At 71.3% G+C, this 23,764-nt stretch carries 23 protein-coding genes and 1 pseudogene; 9 read left to right on the forward strand and 15 right to left on the reverse strand.

Annotated elements, in window-relative coordinates:
- Nucleotides 1-129: 129 nt before the first annotated feature.
- Nucleotides 130-708 carry a TetR/AcrR family transcriptional regulator gene (locus ACQEVU_RS25515; RefSeq protein WP_433327676.1) on the forward strand — a complete coding sequence of 193 codons (579 nt, stop codon included), beginning with the start codon at nucleotides 130-132 and terminating at the stop codon, nucleotides 706-708.
- A gap of 369 nt (nucleotides 709-1,077) precedes the next feature.
- Here ACQEVU_RS25515 and ACQEVU_RS25520 read toward each other — a convergent pair whose 3' ends face one another.
- Genes ACQEVU_RS25520 through ACQEVU_RS25530 form a run of 3 tightly spaced genes read right to left on the reverse strand, consistent with a single transcriptional unit; the run spans nucleotide 1,078 to nucleotide 5,227 of the window.
- Entirely contained in the window at nucleotides 1,078-3,183 is a 2,106-nt protein-coding gene (locus tag ACQEVU_RS25520; RefSeq protein ID WP_433327677.1) for a 3-hydroxyacyl-CoA dehydrogenase NAD-binding domain-containing protein, read from the reverse strand.
- Nucleotides 3,180-4,391, reverse strand: coding sequence for an acetyl-CoA C-acetyltransferase (locus tag ACQEVU_RS25525; RefSeq protein ID WP_433327678.1), 1,212 nt, complete (start codon nucleotides 4,389-4,391; stop codon nucleotides 3,180-3,182). The genes ACQEVU_RS25520 and ACQEVU_RS25525 overlap by 4 nt, the downstream gene beginning before the upstream one ends.
- Nucleotides 4,392-4,405: 14 nt before the next feature.
- A complete protein-coding gene (locus ACQEVU_RS25530; protein WP_433327680.1) occupies nucleotides 4,406-5,227 on the reverse strand; it encodes a class I SAM-dependent methyltransferase in 822 nt (273 codons plus the stop codon).
- An 89-nt stretch (nucleotides 5,228-5,316) separates the two neighbouring features.
- On the opposite strand from ACQEVU_RS25530, the gene ACQEVU_RS25535 reads away from it, so the two are divergent.
- Entirely contained in the window at nucleotides 5,317-5,976 is a 660-nt protein-coding gene (locus tag ACQEVU_RS25535) for a winged helix-turn-helix transcriptional regulator (RefSeq protein WP_433327682.1), read from the forward strand.
- Between the two features lie 10 nt (nucleotides 5,977-5,986).
- On the opposite strand, the gene ACQEVU_RS25540 is transcribed toward ACQEVU_RS25535, so the two are convergent.
- The 3 genes from ACQEVU_RS25540 to ACQEVU_RS25550 form a co-directional block, all read right to left on the reverse strand.
- Complete coding sequence (locus ACQEVU_RS25540) at nucleotides 5,987-6,736, reverse strand: SAM-dependent methyltransferase (protein ID WP_433327684.1); 750 nt, start codon at nucleotides 6,734-6,736, stop codon at nucleotides 5,987-5,989.
- A 126-nt stretch (nucleotides 6,737-6,862) separates the two neighbouring features.
- A complete protein-coding gene (locus tag ACQEVU_RS25545) occupies nucleotides 6,863-8,464 on the reverse strand; it encodes a cation:proton antiporter (RefSeq protein ID WP_433327686.1) in 1,602 nt (533 codons plus the stop codon).
- Between the two features lie 6 nt (nucleotides 8,465-8,470).
- Nucleotides 8,471-9,490, reverse strand: coding sequence for a sugar nucleotide-binding protein (locus ACQEVU_RS25550; protein WP_433327688.1), 1,020 nt, complete (start codon nucleotides 9,488-9,490; stop codon nucleotides 8,471-8,473).
- 85 nt (nucleotides 9,491-9,575) lie between these two features.
- Here ACQEVU_RS25550 and ACQEVU_RS25555 point away from each other — a divergent pair, with 85 nt between their 5' ends.
- From ACQEVU_RS25555 to ACQEVU_RS25565, 3 genes are all read left to right on the forward strand, one after another.
- On the forward strand, nucleotides 9,576-10,682 hold the full coding sequence (locus tag ACQEVU_RS25555; protein WP_433327690.1) for an acyltransferase family protein: 1,107 nt from the start codon (nucleotides 9,576-9,578) through the stop codon (nucleotides 10,680-10,682).
- A 172-nt stretch (nucleotides 10,683-10,854) separates the two neighbouring features.
- A complete protein-coding gene (locus ACQEVU_RS25560; protein WP_433327692.1) occupies nucleotides 10,855-10,992 on the forward strand; it encodes a hypothetical protein in 138 nt (45 codons plus the stop codon).
- The gene (locus ACQEVU_RS25565; RefSeq protein WP_433327694.1) at nucleotides 10,989-12,776 is read left to right on the forward strand and encodes a hypothetical protein; all 1,788 of its coding nucleotides are present in this window, start codon (nucleotides 10,989-10,991) and stop codon (nucleotides 12,774-12,776) included. The genes ACQEVU_RS25560 and ACQEVU_RS25565 overlap by 4 nt, the downstream gene beginning before the upstream one ends.
- A gap of 88 nt (nucleotides 12,777-12,864) precedes the next feature.
- Here ACQEVU_RS25565 and ACQEVU_RS25570 read toward each other — a convergent pair whose 3' ends face one another.
- Genes ACQEVU_RS25570 through ACQEVU_RS25585 form a run of 4 tightly spaced genes read right to left on the reverse strand, consistent with a single transcriptional unit; the run spans nucleotide 12,865 to nucleotide 15,499 of the window.
- Nucleotides 12,865-13,344: a substrate-binding domain-containing protein gene (locus tag ACQEVU_RS25570; protein WP_433327696.1), complete on the reverse strand. Its 480-nt coding sequence runs from the start codon at nucleotides 13,342-13,344 to the stop codon at nucleotides 12,865-12,867.
- Between the two features lie 12 nt (nucleotides 13,345-13,356).
- Nucleotides 13,357-13,947, reverse strand: a complete 591-nt coding sequence (locus tag ACQEVU_RS25575; protein WP_433327698.1) for a hypothetical protein — start codon at nucleotides 13,945-13,947, stop codon at nucleotides 13,357-13,359.
- 2 nt (nucleotides 13,948-13,949) lie between these two features.
- A complete protein-coding gene (locus ACQEVU_RS25580; protein ID WP_433327700.1) occupies nucleotides 13,950-14,363 on the reverse strand; it encodes a hypothetical protein in 414 nt (137 codons plus the stop codon).
- A complete protein-coding gene (locus ACQEVU_RS25585; RefSeq protein WP_433327702.1) occupies nucleotides 14,360-15,499 on the reverse strand; it encodes an amidase domain-containing protein in 1,140 nt (379 codons plus the stop codon). Before ACQEVU_RS25585 ends, ACQEVU_RS25580 begins: the two co-directional genes overlap by 4 nt.
- 225 nt (nucleotides 15,500-15,724) lie before the next feature.
- Between ACQEVU_RS25585 and ACQEVU_RS25590 the strand changes: the two genes are divergently transcribed.
- Nucleotides 15,725-16,078, forward strand: coding sequence for a hypothetical protein (locus tag ACQEVU_RS25590; RefSeq protein ID WP_433327704.1), 354 nt, complete (start codon nucleotides 15,725-15,727; stop codon nucleotides 16,076-16,078).
- A gap of 21 nt (nucleotides 16,079-16,099) precedes the next feature.
- On the opposite strand, the pseudogene ACQEVU_RS25595 reads toward ACQEVU_RS25590, so the two are convergent.
- Nucleotides 16,100-16,489, reverse strand: a pseudogene (locus ACQEVU_RS25595) (Tn3 family transposase); the annotation flags it as partial.
- A gap of 323 nt (nucleotides 16,490-16,812) precedes the next feature.
- Here ACQEVU_RS25595 and ACQEVU_RS25600 point away from each other — a divergent pair.
- The 3 genes from ACQEVU_RS25600 to ACQEVU_RS25610 all read left to right on the forward strand — a co-directional run bounded on the left by ACQEVU_RS25600 (nucleotide 16,813) and on the right by ACQEVU_RS25610 (nucleotide 19,990).
- Nucleotides 16,813-18,240, forward strand: coding sequence for a hypothetical protein (locus tag ACQEVU_RS25600; RefSeq protein ID WP_433327706.1), 1,428 nt, complete (start codon nucleotides 16,813-16,815; stop codon nucleotides 18,238-18,240).
- Between the two features lie 257 nt (nucleotides 18,241-18,497).
- A complete protein-coding gene (locus tag ACQEVU_RS25605; RefSeq protein WP_433327708.1) occupies nucleotides 18,498-18,842 on the forward strand; it encodes an RNA polymerase-binding protein RbpA in 345 nt (114 codons plus the stop codon).
- Between the two features lie 362 nt (nucleotides 18,843-19,204).
- Nucleotides 19,205-19,990 carry a pentapeptide repeat-containing protein gene (locus tag ACQEVU_RS25610; protein WP_433327710.1) on the forward strand — a complete coding sequence of 262 codons (786 nt, stop codon included), beginning with the start codon at nucleotides 19,205-19,207 and terminating at the stop codon, nucleotides 19,988-19,990.
- Between the two features lie 388 nt (nucleotides 19,991-20,378).
- Here the strand turns inward: ACQEVU_RS25610 and ACQEVU_RS25615 are convergent, their stop codons facing one another.
- From ACQEVU_RS25615 to ACQEVU_RS25630, 4 genes are all read right to left on the reverse strand, one after another.
- The gene (locus ACQEVU_RS25615) at nucleotides 20,379-21,560 is read right to left on the reverse strand and encodes an RNA polymerase sigma factor (RefSeq protein ID WP_433335068.1); all 1,182 of its coding nucleotides are present in this window, start codon (nucleotides 21,558-21,560) and stop codon (nucleotides 20,379-20,381) included.
- Nucleotides 21,561-21,565: 5 nt separating this feature from the next.
- Nucleotides 21,566-21,973 (reverse strand): YciI family protein, encoded by a 408-nt coding sequence (locus tag ACQEVU_RS25620; RefSeq protein WP_433335070.1) that lies wholly within the window; start codon nucleotides 21,971-21,973, stop codon nucleotides 21,566-21,568.
- A gap of 126 nt (nucleotides 21,974-22,099) precedes the next feature.
- Nucleotides 22,100-22,684, reverse strand: a complete 585-nt coding sequence (locus ACQEVU_RS25625; protein ID WP_433327712.1) for a pyridoxamine 5'-phosphate oxidase family protein — start codon at nucleotides 22,682-22,684, stop codon at nucleotides 22,100-22,102.
- A 261-nt stretch (nucleotides 22,685-22,945) separates the two neighbouring features.
- On the reverse strand, nucleotides 22,946-23,281 hold the full coding sequence (locus ACQEVU_RS25630) for an STAS domain-containing protein (RefSeq protein WP_433327714.1): 336 nt from the start codon (nucleotides 23,279-23,281) through the stop codon (nucleotides 22,946-22,948).
- Between the last annotated feature and the right edge of the window lie 483 nt (nucleotides 23,282-23,764).

The raw sequence follows: 23,764 nt of genomic DNA on the forward strand, positions 1-23,764 counted from the left end.
CTCACTGCACGCGGAAGGCAACTGCCGCCAAAGCAGGGCGACTTACGGCAAGCGGGGTGCGCTGAACTGACACGCCCGAAGGCGACACTGACGGCCGGCGGGCGACGGAGGCGACGGAGGGCGGGCGGAGTGGGCGCGCGGCAGGATCCGGAAGGGCGCAAGCGGGCGCTCGCGCAGGCCGTCGTCGAAGTGGTCGCCGAGGTCGGCGTCGGCCGGGCCACGCATCGCATGGTCGCGGCCCGCGCCGGCGTGCCGCTCGGCGCGACGACGTACTACTTCCCGACGCTCAATGACCTCATCGCCGCCGGGCTGGCGCTGGTCAGCGAAACCGTCGCCGCTGAGCTCGAGGCCTGGCGGGCGGCGGTACATCCCCCTACCGGCACGGCCGAAACAGCAATCGGCAACGTCGACGAGCTCGCCGCGCGGCTGAGCCGGCTGGTGGCGGAGTACGTCGCGGATCAGCCGAAGGCGTTGCTGGAGTACGAGCTGTACCTGGCCGCGGCGCGAAGCCCGGCGCTTCGGCCCCTGGCGCGGGCCTGGCTCGACGGGGTACATGCGCTGCTTGCGCCCGTCGTGGGGGACGCGCCGGCCCGGAGCATCAGTGCGCTCGTCGACGGGGCGATGCTGCAGGCCGTCGTCACCGGGGAACCGATCGACGGACGAGGATTGGCGATCGCCATTCGCAACCTGGCGATCGCCGACGCATGACCGGATGGCGGCCGCGGCTGATCTGCCGGTGACCGCGGACGACAGCGGCCCGGCCCCGGGACCTCACGAATCCGGGGACGGGCCGCTGCAACCGGCGCAAGGCCGGCAAGCACTGCGGCGTTACACGGCGGCCCGGCCCCGGGACCTCACGAATCCGGGGACGGGCCGCTGCAACCGGCGCAAGGCCGGCAAGCACTGCGGCGTTACACGGCGGCCCGGCCCCGGGACCTCACGAATCCGGGGACGGGCCGCTGCAACCGGCGCAAGGCCGGCAAGCACTGCGGCGTTACACGGCGGCCCGGCCCCGGGACCTCACGAATCCGGGGACGGGCCGCTGCAACCGGCGCAAGGCCGGCAAGCACCGCGGCGTTACACGAAGGTCTCGCCGTTGGCCGCCTTCGTACGGAGCAGCTCAGGAGGCGTGAAGCGCTCCCCGTAGCGCTCGGCCAGCTCCTCGGCGCGGGCGATGAAGCCGGGCAGGCCTCCGTCGTACTGGTTGATGTACTGCAGGACACCCCCGGTCCAGCCGGGGAAGCCGATGCCGAGGATGGAGCCGATGTTCGCGTCGGCGACCGAGGTCAGCACGCCCTCGTCCAGGCACTTGACCGACTCCAGGGCCTCGGCGAAGAGCATCCGCTCCTGCATGTCGGCGAACGGGACGCCGGCCGTGTCGCGCTGGAAGTGTTCGCGCAGGCCGGGCCACAGCGTGGTGCGTTTGCCGTCGGCGTAGTTGTAGAAGCCGGCGCCGCCCGAGCGGCCGGGGCGGCCGAACTCGTCGACCATGCGGTCGATGAGCTCGTCGGCGGGGCTCGGCGTCCAGGTGCCGCCGGCGGCGCGGATCGCGGCCGCGGTGGCGTTGCGGATCTTCTGCGGCAGCGTGAGCGTGAGCTCGTCCATGAGCTGCAGGACCGGGGCGGGGTAGCCGGCCTGAAGGCTGGCCTGCTCGATCGACGGGGCGGGCACGCCCTCGGCGAGCATGCGCAGGCCCTCCAACGTGAACGTGCCGATGACGCGGCTGGTGAAGAAGCCGCGGCTGTCGTTGACCACGATGGGGGTTTTGCGCAGTAGGCGTACCACGGCCAATGCCCGGTCCAGGGTGGTGTCCGACGTTTCGGCGCCGCGGATCACCTCGACCAGTGGCATCTTGTCCACCGGGGAGAAGAAGTGCAGGCCGACGAAGTCGGCGCGGCGTTGCACGCCCTCGGCGAGCAGCGAGATCGGCAGCGTCGAGGTGTTGGAGCACAGCAGCGCGTCCGGCGCGACGACGCCCTCGATCTCGGCGAACACCTTGTGCTTCAGGCCCGGGTCCTCGAACACGGCCTCGATGACCAGGTCGGCGCCGGCGAGGTCGGACACCTCGGCGGTCGGGGTGATCCGGTCGAGCAGGGCCTGGTCGACGCGTTTGCGGGTCTCGGCGTACGACTTGCCGCGCTGCGCGGCCTCGAGCGTGACGTCCTTGAGCACGACCTGGAGGCCGGCCTTCGCGCACACGTACGCGATCGCCGCGCCCATCATGCCGGCGCCGAGGACGGCGACCTTCGTGAATGTGGCGTCCGCGGCGCCGCGGGAGTTCGCGGCCTGCAGGTCGAAGAAGAACGCCTTGATCATGTTCTTGGCGATCTGGCCGGTGGCGAGCTCGACGAAGTACCGGCCCTCGATGACGAGCGCGGTGTCGAAGTCGACCTGGGCGCCCTCGACGGCGGCGCACAGGATGTTGCGCGGGGCCGGGTACGGTGCGCCCTTGAGCTCCTTGCGCAGGGTCGCCGGGAATGCGGGCAGGTTGGCGGCGAGGGCGGGGCTGCTCGGAGTACCACCGGGGATTTTGTATCCCGCGACGTCCCACGGCTGGACCGCATTGGCATTGCCGGCAATCCACTCGCGGGCGCGTGACAGCAGCTCGCCGGCCGGGACGACGGCGTGGACCAGGCCGACCTCGAGGGCCTTCGCCGGGCGGTGGCGCTGGCCGCGCAGCAGGACCTGCATGAGCGCCTCGGTGATGCCGAGCAGGCGCACGGTGCGCACGACGCCGCCGGCGCCGGGCAGGAGGCCGAGCGTGACCTCGGGGAAGCCGATCTCGATGCGGGCGTTGTCGGCGACGATGCGGTGGTGGCAGGCCAGGGCGAGTTCGAGACCGCCGCCGAGCGCGGAGCCGTTGATGGCGGCGACGACCGGGCGGCCGAGGGTTTCGAGGCGGCGCAGGAGGCCCTTGATGTGGGTGGTGGACGCCGTGACCTGGGCGGCCTGGTCGGGGCCGATGCTGCCGAGCAGGTCCAGGTCGCCGCCGGCGAAGAATGTCTTCTTCGCGGAGGTAAGCACGACGCCGGTGATGTCGTTCTTTTCGGCGTACAGCCGCTCGATCGTGGCCTCGAAAGCCTCGGTGAACGCGGCATTCATGGTGTTGGCGGAACGGGCCGGATCGTCCATGGTGAGCAGCACGACGCCGTCCTCGCCGCGCTCATACCGGATAATGTTCACAGCCGCTCCACAATGGTCGCGATGCCCATGCCGCCGCCGACGCACATGGTGGCCAGTCCGTACCGTTCGCCGCGCCGTTCCAGCTCGTCGACCAGCGTGCCGAGCAGCATGCCGCCGGTCGCGCCGAGCGGATGTCCCATCGCGATCGCGCCGCCGTTGACGTTGACCTGCTCCAGGTCGAACCCCATGTCTGTGGCGAAATGCAGCACCACCGCCGCGAACGCCTCATTCATCTCGACCAGCGCAATGTCATCCACGCTCAGCCCCGCCTTGGCCAGGGCTTTGCGGCTGGCCGGCGCCGGACCGGTCAACATGATGAGCGGGTCGGCGCCGCTCACGGCCGCCGAGACGATCCGCGCCCGCGGCGTCAAACCGAACTCCGCACCGGCGGCCTCGCTGCCCACGAGCACCAGCGACGCCCCGTCGACAATCCCGGAGGAGTTGCCGGCCGTGTGCACGTGATCGATGCGTTCGATCCAGTGGTACCGCTGCAACGCCACCGCATCGAAGCCGGCCAATTCCCCGATCGTGGCGAACGACGCGGGCAATGCGCCGAGGCCCTCCATCGTCGAGGCCCGGATGTGCTCGTCGCGGTCGAGCACGACGAGCCCGTTGCGGTCGCGAACCGGCACCACCGAACGGGAGAAGTAGCCGCCGGCCCACGCCTTCGCCGCGCGGGTCTGCGATTCCAGGGCGTAGGCGTCGACGTCCTCGCGGGTGTACCCGTCCATCGTCGCAATCAGGTCGGCGCCCACGCCCTGCGGCACGAAACTTGTCGCGAGGTTTGTTTCCGGGTCCATGGCCCATGCGCCGCCGTCGGATCCCATGGCGACCCGGGACATGGACTCGACGCCGCCGGCCAGAATGACATCTTCCCATCCGGCCCGGACTTTCTGCGCGGCGATGTTCACCGCCTCCAGGCCGGATGCACAGAAGCGATTCAGCTGTACCCCGGCGGCGGTCTCCCCCAGCCCGGCGGCAATGGCGGCGATGCGCGCGATGTCGGAACCCTGGTCGCCGATCGGCGAGACGACGCCGAGCACCACGTCGTCGATCCGCGCGGGATCGAGTCCGGGGTTGCGCCGGCGCAGCTCGTCGATCAGCGCGACGACCAGCGAAATGGGTTTTACGCCATGCAGCGAACCGTTCCTCTTGCCCCGGCCGCGCGGTGTGCGGATGGCGTCGAAAACGAAAGCCTCAGTGCTCACCTACTGAAGAGTAACTAGGCTCCGGTCGACACACCAGAGCGCGTGGCGGTCAGCAGCAGATACTCCCATTCCATGGAGCCGTCCGGGGCGCGGAATCGGGCCGCGAGCTCGTCGAGGGCGCTGTCGAGCGCGGCGGTGCGGTCGGGGTCGTTCGCCAGCGAACGGTAGACGGCGAGGGTGGGGCCGTAGTTGTGCTTGAAGTACTCCCGGAACGCCGACGGCGCGGCGAACGCGTCGATCATTACCGTCTGTGTCCGCGCCGACACGTTGGTGACGCGGTCGCCGAGCAGGGAGCGGACGTGTGCCTCGTCGCCCCACAGCGGCGGGGGCTGGGCGCCGGGCGGGGGCGGGGCGCTGTACGGCTTCATGGTCTGGAACAGCTGCCCGACGAATCCGGCGGGCGTCCAGCTCAGCAGGCCGATCGTGCCGCCGGGCCGGCAGACCCGGACGAGCTCGTCGGCGGCGGCCTGGTGGAACGGCGCGAACATCACGCCGACGCACGAGAGCACGGTGTCGTACTGCCCGGTGTCGAACGGCAGGTTCTCGGCGTCGGCCTCGACCCAGTCGAGCGCGGCGCCGCGCACCTCGGCGAGCTTCTGCCCGGTCTCCAGCAGCTGGGGCGTGAGGTCGCTGGCGGTGACCCGCGCGCCGGCGAGCGCGGCCGGGATGGCGGCGTTGCCGGTGCCGGCCGCGACGTCGAGGACCCGCTGCCCGGCGGTGACCCCGCAGGCCTCGACGAGTAACGCCCCGAGCTCGGGAATGATGTCGGCCGCGACGGCGGCGTAGTCACCGGACGCCCAGACGGCGCGGTGCTTGTCCTTGAGTGGTGTCGTCATGCGTTCGACGCTAAGTAGCGCGCAAGAGAGCTATCCAGTACACGATCTGTACTAGGGCGGCGCGTGCCCGCGGGCCTACGCTGCGTCGCATGGGAGCGTATTACCAGTTCTGCCCCGTCGCCAAGGCGATGGAGCTGCTCGACGAGCGCTGGACGATGCTGGTGCTGCGCGAGCTGCTGATGGGCAGCCGGCGGTTCAACGACCTGCGCCGGGGCCTGCCCCGGATGTCGCCGGCGTTGCTGTCGAAGCGGCTGCATCAGCTCACGGTCGCGGGCCTGGTGCGGGTCGACGGCGGCCTGTACGTCCTGACGGATGCGGGCCGCGAGCTCGGGCCGATCCTGGAGGCGATCGGGGTGTGGGGCGCCCGCTGGATCGGCGAGCTCGGCGATCCGGATCTCGACCCCAAGCTGCTGCTGTGGGACATGCACCGCCGCGTCGACCACGACGCCGTGCCGGACGGGCGCTCGGTCGTGCACTTCGAGTTCACCGACGTCGGTGCCGCGACGCGGTACTGGTGGCTGGTGATCGCCGGGCGCCAGGCCGACGTGTGCGACGACGATCCGGGGTTCCCGGTGACGGTGGCGGTGCAGGGGACGTTGCGGCGGATGGTGGAGATCTGGCGGGGTGACGTGTCGTGGCAGCGGGGGCTGCGCGACGGCGCGCTGCGGATCGTCGGGCCGGAGTCGCTGCGGCGGGCGCTGCCGGGCTGGTTCGCCCTGGCGTCCTACGCGACCGCGGCGCGCCCCTAGCCTGCTCTTGTCAACGTCCAGCGACCCGGCACACGAAGATCCCCCAACCCAGATACCTCCGCTGGTACTGCAGGTGCGTGCGCCGGCACGTTTCGAGGTACTCGCGCATCGCCGGCGCGTCCGGTGACTCCGCGTTGTCGCGCAGCCACTCCGTGACGGTCCACCATTGGCTGGCGACGTAGCGGTCCCAGCCGTCACGGTCGGCGAGCACCATCTCGACGAGCTGGAGTCCCGCCTGTTCGAGGCGTTCCCGGGTGCCGTCGAGCGTGGTGAACTCGTCGCGCGGAAGGCCGAGCGCGGCGTACGCCTCCTCGGGCGTGTCCTCGGCCCAGTACGGCTCGCCGATGAGGATCAGGCCGTTGCCGCGCAGCGCCGGGATCATGAGTGCGGCGGTGCCGGCGAGGCCGCCGCCGATCCAGGTCGCGCCGATGCACGACACGATGTCGTACTCCCCCGTCTTCGGCGCCGCAGCGGCGGCCTCACCGAGCGTGAACGTGACACGGTCGGCGACGCCGAGCTCCGCGGCGCGGGCCTCGGCGAGCGGCACGAACACGGTACTGATGTCGACGCCGTGGCCCTCGATGCCGAATGCGTCGGCCCAGCGGCAGAGCATCTCCCCCTTGCCGCTGGCCAGGTCGAGCATCCGCTGTCCGGGCCGCAGGCGGCAGAGCTCACCGAGGAGCATGAGCTTCTCCTCGGTGTACGGATTGAGGATCCGGTGCCCGGCCTCGGCGATTTCGTGCATGCTCAGGACGTCCATGCCCCGGGACCGTAGTACGCCCGGCGCTTTCGGGCGCCACCTTTATGCCTCTGGGTTATTCCGGCCCCACTGACTGCGACCGTGCCGCGTCCTGGCAATCCAGGGCCGCAAGCGTTGTCGGGCATTTCACGACGTCTGGTGTTCTTTTCGTTCCAGGTGCGTCTCGGCGGCCTCGCGGAGGTCGACGTCGTGGACGAGGATGCGGGCGGTGTCGTCGTCGAGCTGGCCGTTGAACACGCCGTGTACGACCGCGTTACGCATGGCGTCGAAGTCGGCCCGAGTGGGCGGGCCGTCGCGCGTCACCGCACTCTCCGCGATCGCGCGGCCACGCTCGAGCAGGGCGTCGGCGCGTCGCCGGTCGGCGGCGGTGTCGATGTTGAGCCGGCGTACCAGGGCGGGGATCGTGGTGCCCTGGATGAGCAGGGTGCCGAGGGTGACGAACAGGGCGATCGCCTGGATCGCGTCCCGGCCGGGGAACTCCTCGCCGTTGTGCAGGGTGTGCGGGATCGCCGCGGCGGCGGCCAGGGTGAGGATGCCGCGCATGCCGGTCCAGCCGACGATCAGCGACTCGCGTTGCGTGGGCTCGCCGAGGGGGCCGCGCCATTCGCCGGCGCCCTGGTTGAGGCGGCGCCGCTTGAGCCGGGCGGCGATCCGCCGCTCGTAGCGGGCGCGGAAGCGCGGGTCGTTGGCGACGCGCCGTTGGATTCCGCGGCGGCGCAGGCCCCACCAGGCGAAGAGCGCCCAGACGGCGCCGAGGCGGAAGGCGATGACCGTGACCAGCAGTACCGCTGCGGCAATCAGGGTTGTCGCCAGCCCCGGCTTCGCCGCCGCGTGGCTGAGGTCCACGATCACGAACTTCAGCTGTAGCCCGATGTAGGCGAAGACGAACGTTTCGAGCAGGAAGTCGAGGACCGGCCAGATCGCGTCCTCCTGCAGTCGCGTTCGGTAGGCGCCCGGATACTGGTGTTGCGGGTCGAGGGTGGTGTTGACGCTGAACGTGATCGCGGCGACGACGACGGCGAGGATGCCGGAGGCGTGGATCTGCTCGGCCAGCAGGAAGGCGGTGAACGGCAGCAGCAGCGCCAGCGACGTCTCCAGCACCGGGCTGTGCAGCCGGGGCCGCAGCCACAGGGCGATCGCGCAGAGCACGCCGCCGACCGCCAGCCCGCTGACCACGGTGTACCCGAACAGCGCGAACGCGTTGTCGAGGAACGTCTCCTCGCCGCCGGCGGCCGCGGCCGCGAGCCCGAACAGCGTCAACGCCGTAGCGTCATTGACCAGACTCTCTCCGGTGAGGATCGCCTGGACCCGCCGGGTCAGCCCGATCTCGTCACCGTGCGAAACGGTCGTCGTCGTGTCGGGTGGCGCGAGGACGGCGCCGAGCAGCAGCGCCGCCGGCAGGCCGATGCTCGGCATCAGCCAGCTGCCGACGATCCCGGCCACGCCGGTGGTGAGCACGACCAGCGTCACGCCGAGCGTGAGGATCGGCCGGAGGTTCTGCGAGAACCCGGACGCGGACGCGGCGCGGGCCGCGGAGTACAGCAGCGGCGGCACCACGATGGTGAGGATGAGCTCGCTGTCCAGTTCCAGCCGCGGTACCCCGGGAATGAACGACGCCCCCGCCGCGAGCACGACGACCACGAGCCCCGGCTGCATCCCCTTGCGGTGCGCAAACGCCGAGACGGCGATGCCGCCGACAATGATGAGCAGCAGCTGGACACCGTTCACGAGTGATCACCCTAACGGCGCCGCCATGAATTCGTGCGCGCCCCGCAACCGCGTGTGCAGGATCTTCTCCGCCCGCCCGATGTCGAGCCGGAGGTCACCGGGCCGTCCCGCGCTGGTCGCGCTGCGTAACCGGCCGACGTCGAGCCCGTCGCGCCGCGCGACGAGGACGCCCAGCTCGTACCGGCTGACGGCGTCCGCGCCGGCGACGTTGAGCACGCCGCGGTACTCCCCCAGTCCGAGCTCGAGCAGCGCCGCCGCGAGGTCGTCGACGTGGATCGGCTTGCGGATCTCGTCGGTGTACAGCGCTCCGTCGACCCGCCCCGCGGCCAGGTCGTGGGTGAGCCGCTCGTGCGCGCCGTTGCCGTCGCCGAGGATGAGCGACGTCCGCACGACGGCCGCGCCGGGGTCGATGGCGCGCACGGCGGTCTCGGCCGCCGCCTTCGCCGCGCCGTACGGGTAGATCGGGTCCGGGTCGTCGTCCTCGGTGTACTCGCGCCCGGCCCGGCCGGAGAAGATCGCGTCGCTGGACACGTGCACGAGCCGCGCCCGGCCGGCGCTGGCTGCGGCGACGTTCGCGGCACCGTCGGCGGTGGCCGGCCAGTCGTTGCGGTCGCGCCCGGCGGCCGCGTGGATGACGATCTCGGGCCGGAACGTGCCGATCACCGCACGCACCGCATCCACATCACGGATGTCCATGCGCACCATCGAGACGCCACCTTGGGTCATCGAGGCCGCACCCGCCGTCGTCGCCGGCTCGTCCGGCCTGCGCCGCTGCGCGTCCTGAGCGGTCGAGGGTTCGTCGCGCGACGATGCTGCTGTCGCCCCGGGCAGCGTCGTCACATCGGGTGACGCCGCATTCACCGGGTGGCCGTCGTCGGGCGGCACCGGCGCATTGCCGAGTGGCGCCGCCGTTTCGTCGAGTGCCCTGACGTGGGTTCCCAGCACGGTGTGCCCGTCCGCGACCGCCCGCGCCACGATCCGCCGGCCGAGGGACCCGGTCGCGCCGGTAATCAGGATTCGCGTCATGGTCCTCAGTAATACCGGAGAGCTATGCGTGGATCACTCCGTGGCGTGACGTGACACCACCGGCCGCGCCCGTACGGTCCGCGCCATGACGACCGAACGTGATCGAGCCATCGACGCCCTGCGCGCCATCGCGATCCTCGGCGTGGTCCTCGGCCACTGGCTGGTCACGGCCGTGGTCGTACCGGGCGACGGCACGGTCCGCGTGGCCAGCCCGCTGCGGGCGGTGCCGTGGCTCGCGCCCGCGTCGTGGCTGTTCCAGACCCTGGCCCTGTTCTTCTTCGTCGGCGGCATGGTCGCGGCCCGCTCGACGATCGACCGCTACGGTGCGTGGCTGCGCGCTCGCCTGGTGCGCCTGTTCCGGCCGGTCGCGGCGCTGCTGGCGGTGTGGACCGTGCTGCTACTCGCCGTGCCCGGCACGTCGTTCGCCTCGCGTACGGTGCTGAAGCTGGTCGCGTCCCCGCTGTGGTTCCTGCTGGTGTTCGCCGCCCTGACCGCCGCGACGCCGCTGCTGCGTCGCCTGCATCCCGTGTGGCCGCTGGCGGTGGTCGCCGCCGTCGACCTGGCCCGCTTCGCGCTCGGCGCTCCCGCCTGGCTGGGCTGGGTCAACCTGGCCGCCGGCTGGCTGGTCCCGTTCTCCCTCGGCATGTCCTGGACCCGCGGCGCGTTCCGCTCCCGGACCACGGCGTGGCTCATGTTCACCCTCGGTTTCGCCGCCACGGCCGCCCTCTGCCTCGGCGCGGGCTACCCGGTGTCGATGGTCGGCGTCCCCGGCGAGGGCGTGTCGAACCTCAACCCGCCGACGCTCGCCGCCGTGACATTCGGTATCGGCCAGTGCGGCGCAGCGTTGCTGCTGATGCCGGCGCTGCGCCGCGTGATGCAACGCCCCCGCCCGTGGCTGGTAGTGGCCGCGGTGAACCTCAGCGCGATGACGATCTTCCTGTGGCACCAGACCGCCCTGATCCTCGTGACGTTGCTGTCGCCCGCACCGTTGCCGGGCCTGCACACCCCTCCGGTGGACGCGTCCTGGCTGCCGGAACGGCTGCTCTGGCTTCCGGTCTTCGCATTGGTACTGCTGGTGTGCTGGCGTCTGTTCCTGCGCTTCGAGCACCGGGGCCTGACGCCGGCGGCGCTGAAATTGGCTCACCAGGCACCCTCGGCGCCTGCCGGCGGGCAACTCCCGTATCGAGCGTGATCGGCTACTACGAGTCGTGCACCCCGCATGACGCTGCGGTGTCCGAGCGTTCCCGGCGCCGGCCCGACCACCGGCGCCCCGCGACGCTGATGCCGGCAGGGTTCTTCGGCTGCCGCGTCCTGGAGTGCGGCGCGTGCTCCGCCCACTTGGCGGCCCTGTTCCGGAGCCGCGCGTGAAGCGGTTGCAGCTCAGGCTTGATCTCTGCTATCGCCGCGGCCTGCGCACCGACGGGGAGACCGGCGAGTGGCTCGTCGCCGAGGGCGGGCGGATCCGCGGCTCACAGAGCGTGCGGAACAATGACGTTTCATGACCCCCCGCCGACGGTTGCTCATCGTGTCCGCCTGCATACTCGCCGCGCTGGGTCTGTTTCTGGCGTACCTGCGGATGGCCCGCGCGGTGACGGTCAACAGCGACGGGGCCAGCAACGCGCTGCAGGCCTGGGACCTGTTCCACGGCAACCCGCTGCTGCGCGGCTGGACGCTGTCGGACGTGTCGTTCTACCCGACGGAGCTGATCCAGTACGGACTGGTGCAGCTCGTCATCGGCGTCACCACTGACCAGATCCACGTCACCGCGGCACTCACGTGGCTACTGGTCGTCGCGCTTGCGGCCTGGCTCGCGTACTCGGTCCCGCCCGGCCGCCGCTGGGTCGGCGCGGCGGTCGCGGTGGCGATCCTGCTGGTGCCGGCGCCGGGCCTGGGGTACCAGACGCTGCTGTCCTCGCCGAACCACACCGGTTCGGCGGTACCGCTGCTGCTCGCCTGGCTCCTCGTCGCGCTGGCCGGTGACCGGGCGTGGATGCCGTACGTGGTCGCCGCGGTGCTCGCGTGGGGCGCGATGGGTGACCCCATGATCACGTTCGTGGGTGCCGTCCCGCTCATCGTGGTCGCGGCGTGGCGGGCGTTGCGCGCCCGCGACTTCCGCGGCGTCGATGCCCGGCTCGCGGTCGCCGGCGTGGCGTCGGTGGTCCTGTCCCACGTCACGCTGTGGCTGATTGAGGGGCTCGGCGGGTTCCGCGCGCCGCGGCCGCCGATCGAGTTGTCGCCGGTGTCGCAGTGGCCGGACCGGGCCGGGACCGTGGGCCGGATGGCGGGAGTCCTGTTCGGTACGTCCCGGCCCGCCGTCCAGTCACGCTGGGTGGAGGCGACACTGCAGGTGGTGCACGCGCCGGGCCTGGTCCTGGCCGCGGTGGCACTGCTACTCACCGCGGTTGCGGTCGTATGCGGTACTGCTGACCGGGTCGACGCCATCCTGGCGGTCGCGGTCGTGTGCGACGTGGCGGCGGAGATCGTCTCGACGCTGCCGATCGACCTGCTCGCCACGCGCGAGATCGCCCCGGTGCTGCCGATGGCCGCCGTCCTGGCCGGCCGTACGGCCACGCGCTGGCTGTTCCCGCCCGATTCGGCGCCCTCCGCAGCGGATCAAGAACTCCACGACGTGTCCGCCGGCGACGCACGGGCGGATCGTGCTCTGCCCGACCCGCCAGCGGCGATTGCTCCCGGTGAGAACGTTGCTTCGGCGTCGAGCCGGGTCCCGGATCCGGCGACGGCGCCGCAATCAGCGGCGGCCTCCGCTGCTGAGCCGAAGTCTGATCCGAAGCCAGCCGGATCCGGGACCGGCCGTTCGGCGCCGAGCGGCCCGCCGCGGTTCGTCCGGGGAGCGCAGGTGCTGCTCGCCGCGGTCCTCGCGGTGCAGCTCGTGAGCCTGGTTGCGTACGCGCCGCCGCGGGCGGAGCCGGTCGAGGGGCAGGAGGCGGCGGACTGGCTGCAGCAGCAGGGCCTGCGGTACGGCCTCGGCTCGTACTGGGTGTCGAACAACATCACCGTCGGCACCTCACGCAAGGTCACCGTCGTGCCGACGCTGAGCGGACCCGGCAAACTGGTCGGCATGTGCTGGCAGACGCACGAGGACATGTACGACGCGTCCAAGCACGATGCGCGGTTCGTGCTGCTGGAGAAGCAGCGCCCGATGTACGGCACCGCGGCCGACGTCCTCGCCCAGTACGGCCCGCCGGTGACCCGTCGCGACTTCCCGCTGTACGCGATCTTCGTCTACGACCACAACCTGCTCGAGGGGTTCACGACGACCTGCTGAAACTGTGGGTGACCACGTCCTCACCCGCAGGCAGCCGCGGGTGCGCCTCCATACAGTCGAGGCGCCGTCACCGTTGGTCTGTCCGGGCTCACGGTCGGGCGGCGGCGTACAGGATCTCGCGCATGCCGGGGAGGTCCTCGTTGTCCTCGCGCCAGACGAGGCGCAGGCTCAGGTCCGGCACCGGCAGGTTCAGCCGCGCCAGTGTGCCCGCGTCGACACTCTCCGCGACCGCGAACTCGGGCAGCAGCGAGATGCCGAGGCCGTGTTCGGCCCAGGACCGCATCACCGGTACGCCGCCGGCCTGCACGCGCTTGGGCCCGGCGCCGTCGCCGGCGAGCCAGAACGAGCATTCGGGCACGTTGACGAGGAGCCGCTCGCCGTCGAGGTTGCCGGTGACGAGGTGGTCACGCTCGGCGAGTGGATGGGTGGGTGCGGCGACGAGGGCGAGCGGGACCGGCTGCAGGTCGAGGTACGTGAGCGGCCCGCTCCCCCGTCGAGGAGCTGCGTCCGGCGCGATCGGGTCCGAGCCGACCGGCCCCGCGGACGGGCCGGCCGGTCGGGTCCGCACACGTTAGGCGGGCTACAGGTTACTTGAGCCGTAGGTCGCGTTGGCGTTGCCCCACATGTCCTGGCCGAGGTACGAGGAGCCCGCGCACCAGGTGATGCAGAACTTCGCCTGGGCCACGGTGTCGTACCGTGTGTGCGCCGGGTTGTAGTAGCCGGTCGGCGAGTTGCTCCAGCTGTCGAAGTACCAGCCGAAGTTCGTGTAGGTCGACCAGCTGTAGGAGCCGCCCCACACCGAGGACCCGTCCTGGCACCAGTTGATGGTGCCGTTGATGCGGAACAGGGTGCCGCCGTAGATGTTGTCCTTCCACTGCGAGCGGGTCCAGGTCCAGCACTGGGAGGCGGCCAGCCGGGCCTGCTCGGCCGCCGAGAGCGGGCTGCCGGCGGCCTGGCGGTCGGCGGCGTACTGGGTCGCGGAGAGCCGGAGGGCCCGGCCGCTGGTCTGGTGGTCGGAGACCGGGGTATTGAGATCGTTCAGCACCGGTGCCGCGGGCGCCGCCGTGTCGCTCGCCGGCGTGACGGGCGCGGCCTGGGCGGGCTGCCCGAGTGCGGCAGCGATGATGCTCGCCGCGGCCGCCAGGCCGAGGCGCAGGAGGGTCTTGGGCAAGGTCAGGTTCCCTTCGGGTGGGCGTTCCTGTTCGGACCCAGTGCGATGAACCACCGGCCGTCGTGGCGATAGAGCCAGAGCCGGTCGCTGTACGGGGAGCCCTCGACAGTGCCGGTGATGTCCACCGGCCTCTGGCTGTCGGACTCGGTCGTCCCGATCGCCGTGCCGGTGACCACGAGACGCCCAGCGCCCAACTGCCGCAGCCGGGCCGGAATCTCGGTGCTCGCGTCGTGGTCGGGGTCGGCGATGTTCTCCAGCCGTCCGCGATCATTCGCCTTGAGCGCCGCCACGTAGTCGGAGACGGCGGACTCAGGGCTGGCGGCACCGTCAGGTCCGCGTTGCAGAACGAAGACGATCACTCCCACAATGGCGAGTGCGCCGATTACGGCCAAGCCGATAATCGTCTTCCACCTCATGTCCGGTGAGCATACTTCCAGGCGTTGTAATTGGAAGAGCTCGCCATGATCTCGGTGAGCCGTTTGTCGCGGTAGTCGGACCCGTGCTGGGTCATGAGCGGACCGGTGGAATCGCGGCCGGTGCACACCTGGGTGTGACTGATGTTGCCGTCGAAGTCGTAGTCGTACTGCAGCACGTCACCGTTGCCCATGTTCCACATGTCGATGATGTACGTGCGGCCGGACCCGGTTGCGAACCAGTACCAGTTCTCGGCGCCGCCCCAGGTGTAGCTCGACGTGCTGGCGTAGGAGCCGTACCACCAGTTGGAGTTGCTGCTGCGCGAGCTCAACGGCCAGGACCCGACGGTCGCCCAGCCGCCAGCGCGCATCACCTGCGAGGCGAAGTTGGTGCAGTCGTCGCTGTAGCTGGGGTAGGCCGGGTTACGCCCGGTCGCCCAGGCGCGGGCGTAGTTTACCATGGCCGTGTAGTCGTAGCTGGCGAGGGCGAGGCTCGTGGCGGCCCCCTTCGCCGTGACCGGGCCGCTCGGCTTGGCGGTGTTCGGTGAGGACGGCTTGCCGGCCGGCTGGACGGCCTTCCCGGCCTTCGCGGCGCGCGCCCCCTCGACCGCGCGCAGCTCGTCCGGCAGCTCGTCGAGGAACTGGTTGGCCGGGATGGAGAAGGCGTTCACCGGCAGGAACCGCACGCCTGCCAGCACCCACCGCGAGCCGCTGCGCTGCAGCTCGACCTCGTGCTCGGCCCAGTACGTCGTGTGGTCGGCGTCGGCGGTCGCGTACTGGGCGTAGTACAGGCTGGTCTCCTCCACGACCCGGGCGATGATCCGGCTTGGCGCCGGGGTGAGCGCCGCGACCGACACCGTGGTGGTGGCCCGGCTGTAGCCGCCGTGCAGGGCGTTGAGCTGCTTGCGGACGCCCTCGAGCCGGTCCGCCGCGGCCATGCGGGCGGAGTCGGCCCCGGTGGTCGACGGGATGCCGCCGAGGGCGCCGGCGGCAGTGATGCGGCCGGCCCGGTCGGCCAGGTGCGCCTTGGCGAGCGCGGCGACGGTGGCGACATCGCCGTTCTCCGGCTTCGGCGGCGCGGCGAACGCGGCCGCGGGAAGCGCGGCGGTCGCACCTCCGAGAGCTGCAGCAGAAAGCAAAGACCTGCGGTTCAAGACAGTCCCTTCCCCGTGCGAGTGAACGAATTGCGCGCGCAATTCACTGTTCCACGGGGCGGCCGAGCGCGTGGTACCCGTATTTACTTCAGTCAGTCTGATCCACTTACTCCGGCAGGGCCCAGGCGTTGTTCTTCTATATCCGGTTTGTCAGTGGCCGGGGGAGTCTCATGTGTCCATTCAGTTGCGTCCCGAACGCGGAGGGGAGCCATGTCGGGCGAGCTGTCGGTGGGCACCAGCGTGCCGGTCGTGCGCGACGGCGCGCACGTGGTCTACCAGGTCGTCGGCGACGAAGCGTTGATCATGGAGTCGGAGCCGGTGGCGCATGCCGCGGCGCTCAACCCGAGGAGCGCGGCGAATCTGGCCGGCTGGGCGCTGTCCATCATGGCGGTGTCCGAGATCGCCTCGCGGGTTCGTGAGGCGCCGTTCCCGCGTGTCCACGCTTTAATCGACACTATCGACGGCGCCGAGGTGGACGCCTGCCCGACCGGCAACCGGTTCATGCTGCCCGGCGCGGACGGGCAACTGACCCCGACCTGGATCGACGAGATTCCCGCAGGGTGACGTGGGCTGGGCCGACGCGCATCAGGTCTCCGGGTTGCCGGGGTCGTGCGGTGGGCGCACTTGGGGTCCGTCGCCGGGCTTGGGGAAGCTGTAGCGGCCCAGCATGTTGATGTGCGCATAGCCGAGCGGGGACAGGCGGGCGTCCTCGTCGCGTACCGGGTAGCCCTGGGCGCGGAGCAGGTTGACCGCCAGGTCGATGTAGCGGGTGTTCCACAGCACGATCGCGTTCAGGACCAGGCCGAGCGCGCCGAGCCCGTCTTCCTGCCCGGCCCGGTACGCCTGGGAGATCTCGCCCCGGTTTCCATGCAGGATCTTACGGGCGAGGGCGTGGCGGGATTCGACGATGTTCTGCTGGCGGATGACGGTACGCCGGTACGTCTCGTCCACCGGGTCGATCATCGCCAACAGGTGGCGCGCCAGAACCCGGTGCCGCCGATGCGTCCGCGGTCTCGCCCTTGGCCCGCAGCGCGACACCGGGCGCCCGCAGCGAGCAGGTCCTCAGTCGGGGAGCGAGAGGCGCGTCCCTCGCCATCGAGCGGCGCCGTACGGCGCCAGGGATCGACGCTGTGCGGCGTCGTACACCATAACCGTCATTATGGTGTACCGCCCGCGAAGGCCGTTGAACGCCGAACCGGGCGCCGGAGGCGGGAATTATCGAATTACCGGTAATAGTAATTCGATAATTCGGCGCGGCGTGGCGACCGGCGAGGTTGCGGTCGCCTACGCTGTGCCCCGTGACTGAGTCTCGTATCGACGTGCGGCTCGACGCCAATGGATCACCGGTCGGCGAGTGGATCGTCGAGGACCACGCCGGCGACGACCGGCCGTGCGGGTACTGCGGGCGGCCCGTCCCCCAGCGCAACGCGGCCGGGCGGCCGTTCCGGTACTGCCGCGACAACGAAGGCGAATGCCAGCGCAACGCCCGCAACGCGCGGATGCGGCAGCGCACGTCGCCGGGGTTGCCGGGGCAGGTGGCGCGGGCGTTCGAGATCGCCGAGCGGCTCGACCAGGCGTTGACCGATCTCGTCGAGGCGTTGCACGCCGAGGTCTCCACGACCGGGATCGAGCGGCGCGTCGCCGAGGCGCGGGCGGAGGCTGCGGCGGCGGTCGTCGCCGCGCACGCCGAACGCGACGACGCCCGTGAGGAGACCCGCAAGGCGCGGGAGGCGATGCAGCTGGCGCAGCACGAGGCGGCGCGGCAGCGCATCGAGGCGGACGAGTCGCATGCGACGGCGATGCAGGCCCGCGGGGATTTGTTCCAGGCGCAGGCGGACCTGCAGGCGGCCCGCGACGAGACCGAGCACGTGCGCGGCGAGAGCATCGCCCGGCTCGCCGAGGCGCAGCAGCGGGTGGATGCCGCGGAGGAGCGGTCCCGGCGTACCGCTGCGGAATCCGAAGCCCATGCACGTCAGGTGGCCGCGGACGCCGCCGCCAGGATCAGCGCGGCGGAGCAGCTCGCCGAGCGGCGGGTGGCCGAGGCGCAGGCGGCGGCCGCCGCGACCGTCACCGAAGCCCGCGAACAGGCCGACCGGGCCGTGGCCGAGGCGCACAAGCGGGCGGACGCGGCGATCGCGGACGCGAAGGCCGCCGCGGCCGAGACCGTTGCAGAGACACGCTCCGCGATGGAACGCGCACTCACCGACGCGCGCGCGGCGGCCGAGCGGACCGTCGAGGAGACGCGGGCTGAATGTGATCGGAAGGTCACTCAGGCGCAGGCGAGTGCGGACGAGACGGTCGCCGCGGTGCGTGCCGCGGCGGAGGAGGCCCGAGCGCAGTACCGCGAATCGCTCGACACCATCGGCGCGGAGCGCGACGCCGCCCGGCGGGAGGCGGCGACGGAGGCGGCATTGCGGGCCGAGGCGTACCGCGAACGCGACGCCGCCCGCGACCTCGCCGGCAGCGCGCTGCGGGAGCGTGACGTTGCGCACACGGCGGTCGAGCGGGCGCTGCGTGAAGGAGCGGATACGGAGAGTCGGCTGCAGCGGCGGCTGGACGCGGAGGGTGCACGCGCCGCGGCGGCGGAAGCGGCGCTGATCTCGGCACGCGAGGAGCTGGTCCGGCTGCGGGCCGAGGCGGACCGGGCACGCGACTGGGCGGACGATCTGCGCGATCAGGTGACGCAGCTCACGGGCGCTCTCACCCGGTTGACGGCCGGCGGGTAGGGCTCACCCGGCGGCGGGTGAGAACGGTCAACCTCCGGGGTGACCTGCCGAAACTACCTTGGGTGAGCCGCGACACGCCATGATGCAACTGGTCGATCATTGAAACCCAACGTAAAATCAGGGTACCGACCCGGCGACAACCCTACCGCCGTCGCGGGTAGGTCGTGTAATCTGCCCGCCCGCGGTGGGAATCGTCAGACCACGTGGCGTCGTTGGTTACAGCGAAGCGCAACACGATTCGAAGGGGAAGACCAACCATGGGCGAGCGCATGCTGCGCGGCAGCCGTCTCGGAGCCGTCAGCTACGAGTCCGACCGCAACACCGAGCTGGCTCCGCGTCAGACCCGCGAATACCTGTGCGCCAAGGGGCATCAGTTCGAGGTTCCGTTCGCTGTCGACGCCGAGGTCCCGATGACCTGGGAGTGCAAGTTCGACGGCAGCGTGGCGCGACTGGTCGACGGTAGCGAGCCCGAGCAGAAGAAGGCGAAGCCGCCGCGCACCCACTGGGACATGCTGCTCGAGCGGCGCACCATCGCCGAGCTCGAGGACATTCTCAACGAGCGCCTCGAAGAGGTTCGCGTGCGCCGCGGTCGTTCCGCGTAACAGCCCGGATGTCGCCGAAAGCCCCGGCCTTCACGGCCGGGGCTTTTCGCCGTCCGGATCGCACAACGCGCCCAAGACAAGCCGCTCCAGGCAAGTCACTCGAGCCGAGGTGCATGAGCCGGGCCGCCAAACCGGGTTGCCCAAGTCCGGCCGCTGAGGCGCGGCGAGCCGGGCCGCCTGAACCGCGGCGGCGGCGAACGCGGCTTGCGCCGCGAGCGTGGCCGTCTTTGCCGCGCCCGGTGAGGCCCTGGGCCGCGAGCTCGCCCGGGCGACGGCTACGTTCGAGGCTGTCGTCGACGCGGTGTCGTTGATCCGCTACGGCCGGAATCGACCCAGGGCCCGCCACACTGAACGGAGGCAGCATGAACCCGGAGCTACGTGCCGACTGCTCACAGTGTTTCGGGCTGTGCTGCGTGGCTCCCGCGTTCGCGCGGTCGTCGGACTTCGCGATCGACAAGCCGGCCGGGCACGCCTGCCCGAACCTCGACGAGTCGTTCGGCTGCGGCATCCACACCCGGCTGCGGCAGCGCGGGTTCGCCGGCTGCACCGTCTATGACTGTTTCGGCGCCGGGCAGCATGTCGCGCAGGCCGTCTACGCGGGCCGCGACTGGCGTCGCGATCCGGCGTCCGCGCCGCGGATGTTCGAGGTGTTCGCCGCGGTCCGCATCCTGCATGAACTGATGTGGTACCTCACCGAAGCCCGCGACCTGCCCCAGTCCACGCCCTTCCATGAGGCGCTGGATGACGCGCTGTCGACGACGCGGGCACTGCGCGATGCTGGCGACGAGCTCACGCCGGTGGCGGCGGAACGTCACCGTGGGCGGATTGCGCCGTTACTGCGCGAAGTCAGTGCGGCGGTTCGTATCACCCGTGGAACATCACCCGGGCGGCAGCTCATCGGTGCGAAGCTGCGCCGCGCCGATCTGCGCGGCGCCGACCTGCGTGGGGCGCTGCTGATCGGCGCCGATCTGCGGTCCGCGGATCTGCGGGGCGCGGACGTCATCGGCGCGGACCTGCGCGGCGCGAACCTGGCCGGTGCCGATCTGAGCACGACGTTGTTCCTGATTCAGTCCCAGCTCGACGCCGCCGCGGGCGACGCGACGACGAAGCTGCCGTCGCGGCTTACCCGCCCGGCTCACTGGCGCTGACGATGCCCCGCTGCGGCAGCCCGGAACATCGGGTGCGATGAAACTGTGCCGCAAGCGCATCGCCGGGACCTATGCCGACGACATCGATCGCAGGTAGCGCGCCGTCGGCCCGCTTCCGCGCTGCGCGCGAGCCTGGGCAGGCACGACCGGGCGACACGCGGCCGGACTCGCCGGCGGCGTGCACGAACCCGGGCCGCTGCGGACCGTCACCCCGCGTGACCCGCGCGCGGTCGTTCACCCGCCCAGCCGCGGCCGGACACGCCGGCGGCGTGCACGAAACCGGCGCCGCTGCGGACCGTCACCCCGCGTGACCCGCGCGCGGTCGCTCACCCGCCCAGCCGCGGCCGGACACGCCGGCGGCGTGCACGAAACCGGCCGCTGCAAACCGTCACCCCTGCCTGGTCCGCAAGCTGGGGCGGTCGTTCACCCCGCGTAGCCGTGTGTTGAGCCGTGCGGCCTGACGGGTGAGATGGTCGCGTTCGGCGAGGTTGGACGCCGTCCGGGCGGCGTCGGCGTACAGCCGGGCGGCGGTCACCGGGTCGCCGGCGCGTTCGTGCAGGTATGCCGCGGCGGCGGTATGGCGGGGCAGTGCGGGATCGAGTTCGGCCAGGGCCGCCAGACCGGCCCGCGGGCCGTCTGCCTCACCGACCGCGACGGCCCGGTTGAGCCGGGCCACGGGGCTGTCGGTGAGGCGTACGAGTTCGTCGTACCACTCGACGATCTGGACCCAGTCGGTCTCCTCGGCGGTGCGGGAATCCGCGTGCAGCGCGGCGATGGCGGCCTGTGCCTGGAACTCTCCCAGCCGGTCGCGGGCGAGGGCCGCCTGCAGTACGTCGACGCCCTCGGCGATCAGGCGGGTGTCCCACCGGCCGCGGTCCTGCTCGGCGAGGGGCACCAGGCTGCCGTCGGGGCGGGTACGCGCCGGGCGGCGGGCGTGGTGCAGCAGCATCAGCGCCAGCAGGCCCGCCGCCTCCTCGTGCTTGGTCATGACGGCCAGCTGGCGCGTGAGCCGGATCGCCTCGGCGGCGAGGTCGACCTCGCCGGAGTACCCCTCGTTGAAGACCAGGTAGAGCACGCGCAGCACCGTGGCCAGGTCACCGGGCTGGTTGAACCGGATGCCTGACACGGTCCGCTTGGCCCGGCTGATCCGCTGCGCCATCGTCGCCTCGGGTACCAGATAGGCCTGCGCGATCTGGCGGGTGGTCAGGCCGCCGACCGCGCGCAAGGTGAGCGCGACCGCCGAGGCCGGGGTCAGGGACGGGTGCGCGCACAGGAAGTACAGCTGCAGGGTGTCGTCGACCGACGCGGCCGGCCCGGGTGCGGGATCGGCGCGGACGTTCTCCTCACGCTGCCGCCGGGAGGCTTCGGCGCGGGCGGCGTCGAGGAACTTGCGCCACGCCACGGTGATCAGCCAGCCCTGGGGGTCGCGCGGCGGGTCCTGCGGCCACACCCGTACCGCTTCGATCAGGGCTTCCTGCACGGCGTCCTCGGCCGCCGCGAAGTCTGCTCCGCGGCGTACGAGGACGGCGATCACCGTGGGGGTGAGGGTCCGCAGCAGGGCCTCGTCCATCGCGGTCATTCGGTGATGGTCGGGGGCGCGGTCATGAACGGGCGCACCTCGAGCCACTCGTGGATCGGCCTGCCGCCCGCGCCCGGCGCCGCGGACAACTCGCCCGCCAGCTCCAGCGCCCGCGCATAGCTGTCGACGTCGATCACCGTCCACCCGGCGATCAGGTCCTTCGTCTCCGCGAACGGGCCGTCGGTGACCGGTGGCCGGCCCTGGCCGTCGGAGCGGACGAACGCGCCCTCCGGCAACAGCGCCTGATGTTCGACGAACTCGCCGGTGGCCTCGAGCCGCGCGGCGAAATCCTGCATGTACTGCACGTGGGCGGTCAGTTCCTCCGGCGTCCACTGTTCCATCGGTACGTCGTTGACCGCCGCCGGCGCGCCACGGTAGTGCTTGAGCAGCAGGTATTTGGCCATCGTGTTTCTCCTTGATGCGGTGCGGCCCATTCTGGCCGTCTTCACCCCTGGGACGCAGCCGCGAAGGGGATCTCGACAGCTCGCCGCGAATTTTCCCGGCCGATTTTCGAGAGGTCCGCGGGGCGTTCAGGCGCGCTGACGCTCGGCGCGCTGCTGGATCAGCTCCTCGACCGCACTCGGCAGCGTCGTCTCGAAGTCGATCAGTTTCGCCCATGTCGGGGTCACCACGATGCGGACCATTCCGTCGTACAGCGAACGCACCTCCGCCTCCCACCCGACCCGCTGCTCGGCCGTCATCTGGTAGGTGCCGTTCATCGTGAGGAACTCCTCCGGGATGCCGTCGACGACATCCAGTTCCGCGCGGCCGCGCATAAGCAGGATCTTGGGCGGGTGTACCTCGGTGTCGATGGTGAGGGCGACCATCGGGTTCACGCGCAGGGCGTGGAGTTTCGGGGCATTCTTCGACGTGCACATGACGATCTGCGCGCCGTTCCAGGTGAACGCGATCGGGATGGTACGGGGTGTGCCGTCCTTGGCGACGTAGGCCAGCCGCGTGAGATCGCGGGCCAGTAGTTCCCGGCTGAGCGGCCGGTTCAGAATCTCGGTGATTTCGTCCGGTTGCATGGCTGTTCCTCCGTGTTGCCGTGGTCGATCGTGGCCCGTGGCGGTGTTGCTGCCTCCGGGACGGAGCCGGCCCGGCATTCTCGACATGCCCCGGCTCCGTCGCCGCCGTGGATCTACCGGCCGGCGCCGGCGCCGCCGTTGACCTGGCGGGCCGGATCAGTCGCCGCCGCGGACTTGGCGGGCCGGCGTGGGCGCCGCCCGCGAGATCGCCGAGCAGCGGACGCGGAAGCCGGTGCGATCCCCCGGGGCCACTGCCGGTCACGATGCGGAGTGCCCCATGGGCGGGGCGTGGTCGATGCCGACGTGGGTCTCGATCAGCGTTCGAGTCGACGGTACGTACGCGGCCGGTCACACCGTGGAAGGATCGACGCGCAGGGCGTCTTCGATGGTGTCGTGGACCGGGACGGGGCCGGCGAGGCCGACGGTGCGCAGCAGGGTGGCCAGGAACGGGGCGGGGCCGACCAGGCGGAGGAAGCCGCCGGCGGCGACGCAGTGGTTGTGGCCGTACGCGAAGGTGCCTAACCCGATGGAGTCGCAGAAGTCGACGCCGGATAAGTCGACCAGGATTCGGGTTTGGCCGGTGTCGAAGAGGGCGTGCATCGCGTCGCGGAGCCGGGGGGCCGTGGAGAGGTCGATGGCGCCGCGCACGGACACGAGGGCGATGCCGTCCTCACGATTCGTCACTGCAACATGCATACCCCGATCCTGCTCGTGATCGCCACGTTCCGCAGCGGTGGCGATACCCGATTGGGTGACGCTGCGTGAACGAGGCGGCGACCGGCGCGGGTTCGACCTCGCGGAGCGGCGACGGTGAGCGACGGCGAGCGACGGACGGCGGCGGCGAGCGACGGACGGCGGCGGCGGCGAGCGACGGACGGACGGCGGCGGCGAGCGACGGACGGACGGCGGCGGCGAGCGACGGACCGAGCGGCGGACGGCGACGAGCGGGCTCGGGCGCAACCCGGAGAGCGGACGGAGACGGGCGGCGTCCCGGTCTGGGACGCCGCCCGCTGTGGGTTCCGCTGGCTTCGAGCTGTGGCGCCGCGTCGAGCCGTCCCGGCCGGCCGGCTCCGGCGTCAGCTGGTCGCGCCCGTCAGCCAGTCGTGCTGCCGGCTAGCCGCGCCAGTCGACTAGTGGCGCCTGTTGACCAGTGGTCCGCGGCCGAAG

This window comes from Dactylosporangium sp. CA-139066, from assembly GCF_050936175.1.
Lineage (GTDB): Bacteria > Actinomycetota > Actinomycetes > Mycobacteriales > Micromonosporaceae > Dactylosporangium.